This is a genomic window from Acinetobacter sp. YH12096, assembly GCF_013419215.1.
Lineage (GTDB): Bacteria > Pseudomonadota > Gammaproteobacteria > Pseudomonadales > Moraxellaceae > Acinetobacter > Acinetobacter amyesii.
The window spans coordinates 1-7,015 of sequence record NZ_VPAM01000062.1; the positions used below are offsets into that span (position 1 = coordinate 1).

5 protein-coding genes and 1 pseudogene are annotated in these 7,015 nt (G+C 38.2%); 4 read left to right on the top strand and 2 right to left on the bottom strand.

Translation table 11 applies throughout. From position 1 onward, the window contains the following. Positions 1–152: 152 nt before the first annotated feature. Both FTU36_RS16130 and FTU36_RS16135 read right to left on the bottom strand, forming a co-directional pair. Positions 153–503 (bottom strand): annotated as a pseudogene (locus FTU36_RS16130) (hypothetical protein); the annotation flags it as partial. A 64-nt stretch (positions 504–567) separates the two neighbouring features. Then, entirely contained in the window at positions 568–2,271 is a 1,704-nt protein-coding gene (locus FTU36_RS16135; protein WP_180118551.1) for a M61 family metallopeptidase, read from the bottom strand. Between the two features lie 180 nt (positions 2,272–2,451). On the opposite strand from FTU36_RS16135, the gene FTU36_RS16140 reads away from it, so the two are divergent. The 4 genes from FTU36_RS16140 to FTU36_RS16155 all read left to right on the top strand — a co-directional run bounded on the left by FTU36_RS16140 (position 2,452) and on the right by FTU36_RS16155 (position 6,904). Beyond that, positions 2,452–3,765 carry a D-alanyl-D-alanine carboxypeptidase PBP6B gene (locus tag FTU36_RS16140; protein ID WP_306669395.1) on the top strand — a complete coding sequence of 438 codons (1,314 nt, stop codon included), beginning with the start codon at positions 2,452–2,454 and terminating at the stop codon, positions 3,763–3,765. A gap of 103 nt (positions 3,766–3,868) precedes the next feature. Continuing rightward, entirely contained in the window at positions 3,869–5,170 is a 1,302-nt protein-coding gene (locus FTU36_RS16145; protein WP_180118553.1) for an NAD(P)/FAD-dependent oxidoreductase, read from the top strand. A 136-nt stretch (positions 5,171–5,306) separates the two neighbouring features. Then, positions 5,307–5,789 (top strand): peptidylprolyl isomerase, encoded by a 483-nt coding sequence (locus FTU36_RS16150; RefSeq protein ID WP_078189067.1) that lies wholly within the window; start codon positions 5,307–5,309, stop codon positions 5,787–5,789. 137 nt (positions 5,790–5,926) lie between these two features. Then, complete coding sequence (locus tag FTU36_RS16155; RefSeq protein WP_180118555.1) at positions 5,927–6,904, top strand: hypothetical protein; 978 nt, start codon at positions 5,927–5,929, stop codon at positions 6,902–6,904. Positions 6,905–7,015: the final 111 nt, after the last annotated feature.

Below are 7,015 nucleotides of genomic sequence, written 5' to 3' on the forward strand. Positions count from 1 at the left end.
AGGATCAGAAAGCTTGTTTGAATCGATGTATTTCATCCGCAGATTATGCACGAATGCTAAGAAATCCGGAGTGCAAATATTAACCAAAAAGAAGATCGTTTTTTGATTTATGAAAGAGATCTAATATCAACAATTTCTAATTTTGGAGTGCATAATTCTAAGTAAGGTTGGCATGAATTATGATTCATTCTCAATTGTTCTGACTGTAGCTGAGCAAGATACCCTTGCTGTTTAACGCTCTCCTTCATCTCATCAATTTGCAATTGAAGCGCTCTTTCTTGCTGTTCCAAAGCTTTGGTATTTTGATCCAACTGTTTACCTTGTTGTATATACCCCATAATCAGCCAAAAGAATGCAATTGGCGCAAAAATGCCTGCAAGAGCATCTCCTAATTCATTTAAAGATGATGAAGATTCTAAACCTCCAAAAAACCAAACAATAATAATTACAGTCAACCAAATGCCTGTAATAGCAATACCCCAATTTAAACTTTTTTGATTCATCTTTTACTAATAAAAAACCCATACCTAAGTATGGGTTTTACATGAAAATTAAATACTTATCAAATTAAGCTTTTAACCACTTCTCAGCTTTAGCCTGATCTTCAACTTTAAGTTCAACTTCCGTCAATTCTGAACCTGCCGCTTCTACTTCAAAGCTCATCAACTCATCACGGCGGAATGCCAGTACGGTATAAGTTCCATCTTGCTTGGCATATTTTTCTGCCAATTTAACTGTCGCTTTTAGACCATCAATTGCAATAATCACATCATTTGCAGACAAGCCAGTTTTTGCCGCCGCACCGTCACGGCGAGCAGACTGAACCAACACACCTTCAGGCTTATCAGCCAGTTTTAAACCAAATGGCAATGATTTGTCATTTTTGAGTGTATAGCTTAAGCCAAACTCAGGGAACAACTGATCTAACGGCAATTCATCTGTAGTATTAATCAAGTGATTGATTTGTTCTAACCAATCATCACCTGTTAATTCATTACATAAATTGAAAATAGTCCGTTCATTGACTTGAATGCCATTTTGCGCATTTTCATATAGCTTACGCATTAAGGCATCAAGGCTAGAACCGCGCAGGCGTAAGCCTAGATCTAAACACAATGCAACGAGGCAACCTTTGTTGTAGTAACTTGTACCTGCGTTATTTGAGTTTTCATCCTGACGGTAGAATTTCACCCATGCATCAAAGCTTGATTCAGCCACAGTTTGAATCTCACGACCCGGATTTTGCAAATAGCGATCTATTTGTGCTTTTAAAAGCTTGATATAAGAATCCTGATTGATCACACCGCTACGCAGCAAGATCAAATCATCATAATACGATGTAAAACCTTCAAAAATCCAAAGCAAAGAGGTATAGCCTTCTTTGTTGAGGTCATAATTCACAAAGTTTTCTGGACGGATAAATTTTACCAACCATGAGTGGAAATATTCATGGCTGCATAACCCTAAGAAACGTTGATAATCTGCCGATGGTTCTACAGGTTCATTGGCTTTTGGCAAATCATCACGTGGGCTAATTAAACTCGTACTGTTTGGATGCTCTAAACCACCATAGCTATTGGCCGTTGCCATGGTCATAAAGGTATAGTCTTTAAATGGCGCCGAACCAAACATTGAAATTTCAGTCGAACAAATTTTTTCGATGTCTTGCTGCATACGCTGCGCGTTCATGGCATGTTTGCCCGACACCACAAACTCGTGTGGAATGCCGTTGGCTTCAAAACTAAAATGGGTTTGTTCCGCCAGTTCAAACGGTGCATCAATTAACTGGGCATAGTTATCTGCATATAAGGTATAACGACCTTTCACTAAACTTTTTGACTTCAATCCAGTCGCAAGTTGGAAATGCTTTAACTCGGGTGGCAAGAAAACTTCAACCTCAATGGCTGTATCTTCTTGGTCAACTAAACCTAAACATGCGCAAGCTGGATTGACATATAAACGGCTTTGATCGACATAAGCCCCACGGACCGATAAATCGAAGGCATATACATCATATTCAACCGTGATCAACTCATGATCTGTATTGAATAAGCGCCATTTATTTTTTTCAAATTTCTCAATTTGTAACAAACGCCCATCTTCATCATATGCTCGAACAGCTTCAATATGCTTCGAAAATTCACGGATTAAGTAACTTCCGGGAATCCAAGTAGGCAGCGAAAGTACCTGTGTAGGATTTGCCAAGAAACGTGCAGTGACATGGACTAGATGTTGACGATAATCGTCAAATTCGATTTGATAATGCAACATAATGGGCGATATAAAATAAATAAAAGATAACTTATCAATTAGATTAACATTTTTTACAACTGAATGCGGAACTGTCGCAATTGTCTACAATAATGACTAGTCAGCAGAAAAAAAAAGGCATAGCATGCCTAAAAATTTTTTCGTTTTACCACCAACGGAATGGTTGGTTAAGGAACCTCATTGAAACACATGATTTACCTCATCGCGCTGCTTAGTTTTCTATGCTCCACGATAGCAAATGCTGCCCTTTTAAATATTGTCCCTGAAACCGTTGAAGCTGAAGCTTGGACCATTTTAGACCCTCAGTCGGGTCAGGTGATTGCAGAACATAATAGCCATGTTCAGCGTGCCCCTGCTTCACTTACCAAAATGATGGTGGCTTATATTGCTTTAAAGGAAATTAAAGCAGGTCATTTAAAGAAAAATGAAATCTTAACCGCAACCCCAGTCGTACAAGTGGTTCAATGGGATGAATCACAAATGTATCTCAAAGCTGGTGAACAAATTTCAGTTGATCAGCTTTTAGCAGGTCTTGTGGTCATGTCAGCCAATGATGCCGCAGTGACTTTAGCTGAACGCATTTCTGGTGATATTCCAAAATTTATTGAACGCATGAACAAAGAAGCTAAAGCTTTGGGCATGAATGACACCAATTTTCAAAATCCAGCCGGTATTACCATGCCAGAACATTATTCATCGGCGGCTGACCTTGCACGTTTAGGGCAAGCACTGGTGACTGACACACCTGACTATTTGTATTATTCAAAACAACAAAGTTTTAGTTATAACCAACGCTTCCACCGTGCAACCAATATCTTATTAAAACAAGATCCCACCGTTGATGGCTTAAAAACAGGTTTTACTAAAGCTGCAGGTTATAACTTAGCTTTAACAGCCAACCGTTTGATCGCGAATCCTGACGCGCCAGAACGTCGTTTGATTGTTGTAGTATTAGGGGCAAAAAGTGGATTAAAACGTGCAGAAGTAGCACACAACCTCATGAACTTGGCTTATACCTATACACGTAATGAAGTTGCAATCAAAGATAAGCAATTAATTGCAGAATTACCTGTGGTTAAATCAACCTTGAAAATGTTTAAGGTGGAAACTCAACAACCTAAACTGATTACAACTTCACTTTATGATCAAGCTTATGCCATCGATTTAAAAGCTTTTGATCCTACACAGCAACGTATTCTTTTAAATACTGGCAATGGCCAAATTCAAGCCATTGAACCACTTCATGAAACACAGACTAAACTGAGTGTTGAAGTAAATGAAAAAGAACTCACTGCGCCTTTGGCTGAAGTAATGAAATTAGCCACCGTTACTGTTTATCAAAATAATCAGCTGATCAATACCTTTGATATCGAAGATGACGTGCAAATTGAAGAAGCCAATATTTTTGAGCGTTTCATGATGTGGATCAAAGGCCTTTTTAGCATCTTTAATACGGATGCAGCAGAAGTTAAAACCTACCCTTTAGGTCAATGATGTGATTATGTAACTTGTAAGACAATTCGTTATTTGTGCAATAAAGAAGATGACATACTCGTGCCATCTTCTTTTTTTCAACAATAATAAAATAGGTAATTCAATGAATAACGCTGATGACTCCAAGTTACACCATATTGTCATTGTCGGTGGTGGTGCTGGTGGTTTAGAACTGGTTACGCAACTCAGTGACTTACTCGGGAAAAAAAAGAAAGCGCGCATTACCCTCGTAGATATGAAACTCACGCATGTCTGGAAACCCCTTTTACATGAAATTGCCGCAGGCACGATGTCAGTCAGCGAAGAAGAAATCAACTACTATGCGCATGCTGCGAAGCATCATTATGAGTTTGTCTTGGCTAAGTTTGAAAATGTTCATCCTACTGAAAAAACCATTCAGCTCAGCAAAGTCCAACAAGGAAAATATGAATCTACTCAAGAACAACTGCAACTGAGTTATGACACCCTTGTTCTTGCTTTAGGCTCAGTTTCTAACGATTTCAACACGCCGGGCGTGTATGAACATTGCCACTATTTGGACAGCCTACAACAAGCTGAAATCTTCCAACAAGATCTCTTACAGTTATATTTGGATGCGCAAAATAGCAATACAGCACGTGAGTTGAAAATTGCCATTATTGGCGCAGGTGCAACTGGCGTTGAACTCTCCGCAGAATTGGTCGAAGCCAAACATAATTTTTATAAATATGGTTTAAATAAAATTCATCCGCAAAGCGTACAGATCAATTTAATTGAAGGTGCTGATCGGATTCTGCCTGCACTCCCTGAAAAAATGGCCGAGCATGCACAGCAGCAATTAAAACGCATGAAAATTGAAGTCTTAACCTCTAAACGTGTGGAAAAAGTCGATGCTGAACATGTTTATTTTAATGATGGCAGTAAAATTAAAGCTGAACTGAAAGTATGGGCTGCAGGTATTAAAACACCAGAAGTAATTTCGAAGCTTGAAGGCTTTGAAAAAGACCGTATGGGGCGTTTGAGTGTATATGCAACACTACAAACCAAAGCACACCCTGACATTTTCGCGTTTGGTGATTGTGCACATTGTCAACCGCGCGCAGATGAGCCTGTCCTCGGCCCACGCGCTCAAGTGGCCAGCCAACAAGCGTCATTTCTTGTGGATTGCTTAAAAGCACGTATCCGTGGTCAACAACTCCCTATGTTCGTTTTTTCAGACAAAGGCTCTCTAGTCTCATTAAGTAAGCATAAAGCGGTTGGTGAACTTTTAGGTCAGGTCAATGTTCAAGGCTTTGTTGCCAAATCAATGTATGTTTCATTGTATCGAATGCATCAAGCCACAATTTACGGCTACGCACATGCAGGACTATTAACGGCTAAAGATTTTGTTACACGAAAAATCGCGCCTAAAATTAAATTGCATTGAAATTTACAGATCTGCCCCGATTAATGAAAAAAGCATCATAAACATTTAAAAATTGCATTTTTTTGATAAATTTAGTCTACAAAAATGCAATTTCACTTTATGATGTAACCCTTAAAAAATTGAATGGATCAATAACATGACTGCTATTGCAAATAACTCTGTGGTTTCTTTCCACTACACATTGACTAATGCAGAGGGTGAAACTCTCGACCAATCTCAAGGTGAGCCACTAGCATATTTGCACGGCGCTGGTAACATCATTCCAGGTCTTGAAAAAGCACTTTTAGGCAAAACTGTTGGTGAAAAATTCACTGTAACTGTTCCTGCTGCTGAAGGTTATGGCGAATACAACCCTGACCTAGTTCAAGAAGTTCCTGCTCAAATGTTCCAAGGCGTGGACAACATCCAACCTGGTATGCAATTCCAAGCTCAAACTGATGACGGCGTTCAAATCGTGACAGTTAAAGCGGTTGAAGGCGACAACGTTCTTGTTGATGCAAACTTCCCACTTGCTGGTCAAGATTTAACTTTCGAAGTTGAAATCGTTGAAATCCGTGAAGCTTCTGCTGAAGAACTTGAACACGGTCACGTACACGGTGCAGGCGGTCACCACCACTAAGATCCTCTGATCTCAAGTGCAAAAAGGCAAAGTTTTTACTTTGCCTTTTTTTATTTGCTATATTTCATGTAAAGCAAATAATTTATTGAATAAGAATGAAAACTCATACCCTTCTATTAAGTCTATGTCTCATAAATATGTCTTTTCCAGCATACGGATCTAGCGATACTTGTCGCAGTTTCGAATTAAAAAGCGCAAAGCAACTCAATCGCGTCTATCAAAAAGATGAATTCTATATTTTTTATTCGGATAAACAGAAAAGTAGAGACCGCATCCAAAATCTGAACGATACAAACAATAATGCAATTCCTGACTATATCGAAGATATTGCCATCCAAGCAGTCGCATCAAGAGATATCTTTAAACTAGCAGGATTTAGACATCCTCTAAAAAGCCCAAGATATAAGAATGTAAAGGCTATTGCCATATATGTACACGAACTAAAAGGAAATGGGCTCGCCTATGAAAACTCATCTCGAGCGCCAAGTGCCACGAATCTTAAAAATAATCTTTGCTTTATCAGCATTTCTATTTCAAATCAATTAAAAGACTTTCCTGGAAATTATTGGACTACGATCACTCACGAATTATTTCATTTATACCAATATAGCTATGCACAATTTAAAAACGCATGGTACTTGGAAAGTATGGCTAATTGGGCTGAACGTGCACTTAGACGTGATATTACACCGCAAACAACTCAATTACGTGCATTACCCCAAAATGCATTACAAGTTAATGAGCAATTCTTTAATAAAAACTATAATCACATGTGGCGGCGTTTGTTTTTCAAACAACAAAAAGATGCATTCTTAGTCCCCGATGAGCTTCTAAAGAGAACTTATATTGATGGTTCACTGGTATTTAAAGATAATGTTTGGTATGGAACTAAATTTGCAAAACATTTTTTAACCGACCTAGAAAATTCATCCATTAAAATAAGTAACGAAAAAAAATGGAACCCTTATCAATGGAAAGAATCGGATCAAAAGCTAAAGCAATGGAATTGTACAATCTTTAAAACTTATCAAAACAACCTTAAAGAATTTGATAAAAAAGATAATGAAATTAAATCTCTAAATGAAATATCATCAAAATCTATTAGGGTCTGTTGACATTTGTTGATTAAAAAAATAGCGAGATAGTAAAATTAAATCGCCAAACCCAATTTTACACTCGCTATGCCTCGAACAATGCTAAATGATCAACACTGGTCCAAGTTACTT

What these genes read in the sequence shown, in the direction of transcription:
- FTU36_RS16135 (WP_180118551.1), bottom strand. Translation starts at nt 2,271, where the DNA reads ATGTTGCATTATCAAATCGAATTTGACGATTATCGTCAACATCTAGTC.
- FTU36_RS16145 (WP_180118553.1), top strand. Translation starts at nt 3,869, where the DNA reads ATGAATAACGCTGATGACTCCAAGTTACACCATATTGTCATTGTCGGT.
- FTU36_RS16150 (WP_078189067.1), top strand. Translation starts at nt 5,307, where the DNA reads ATGACTGCTATTGCAAATAACTCTGTGGTTTCTTTCCACTACACATTG.
- FTU36_RS16155 (WP_180118555.1), top strand. Translation starts at nt 5,927, where the DNA reads ATGTCTTTTCCAGCATACGGATCTAGCGATACTTGTCGCAGTTTCGAA.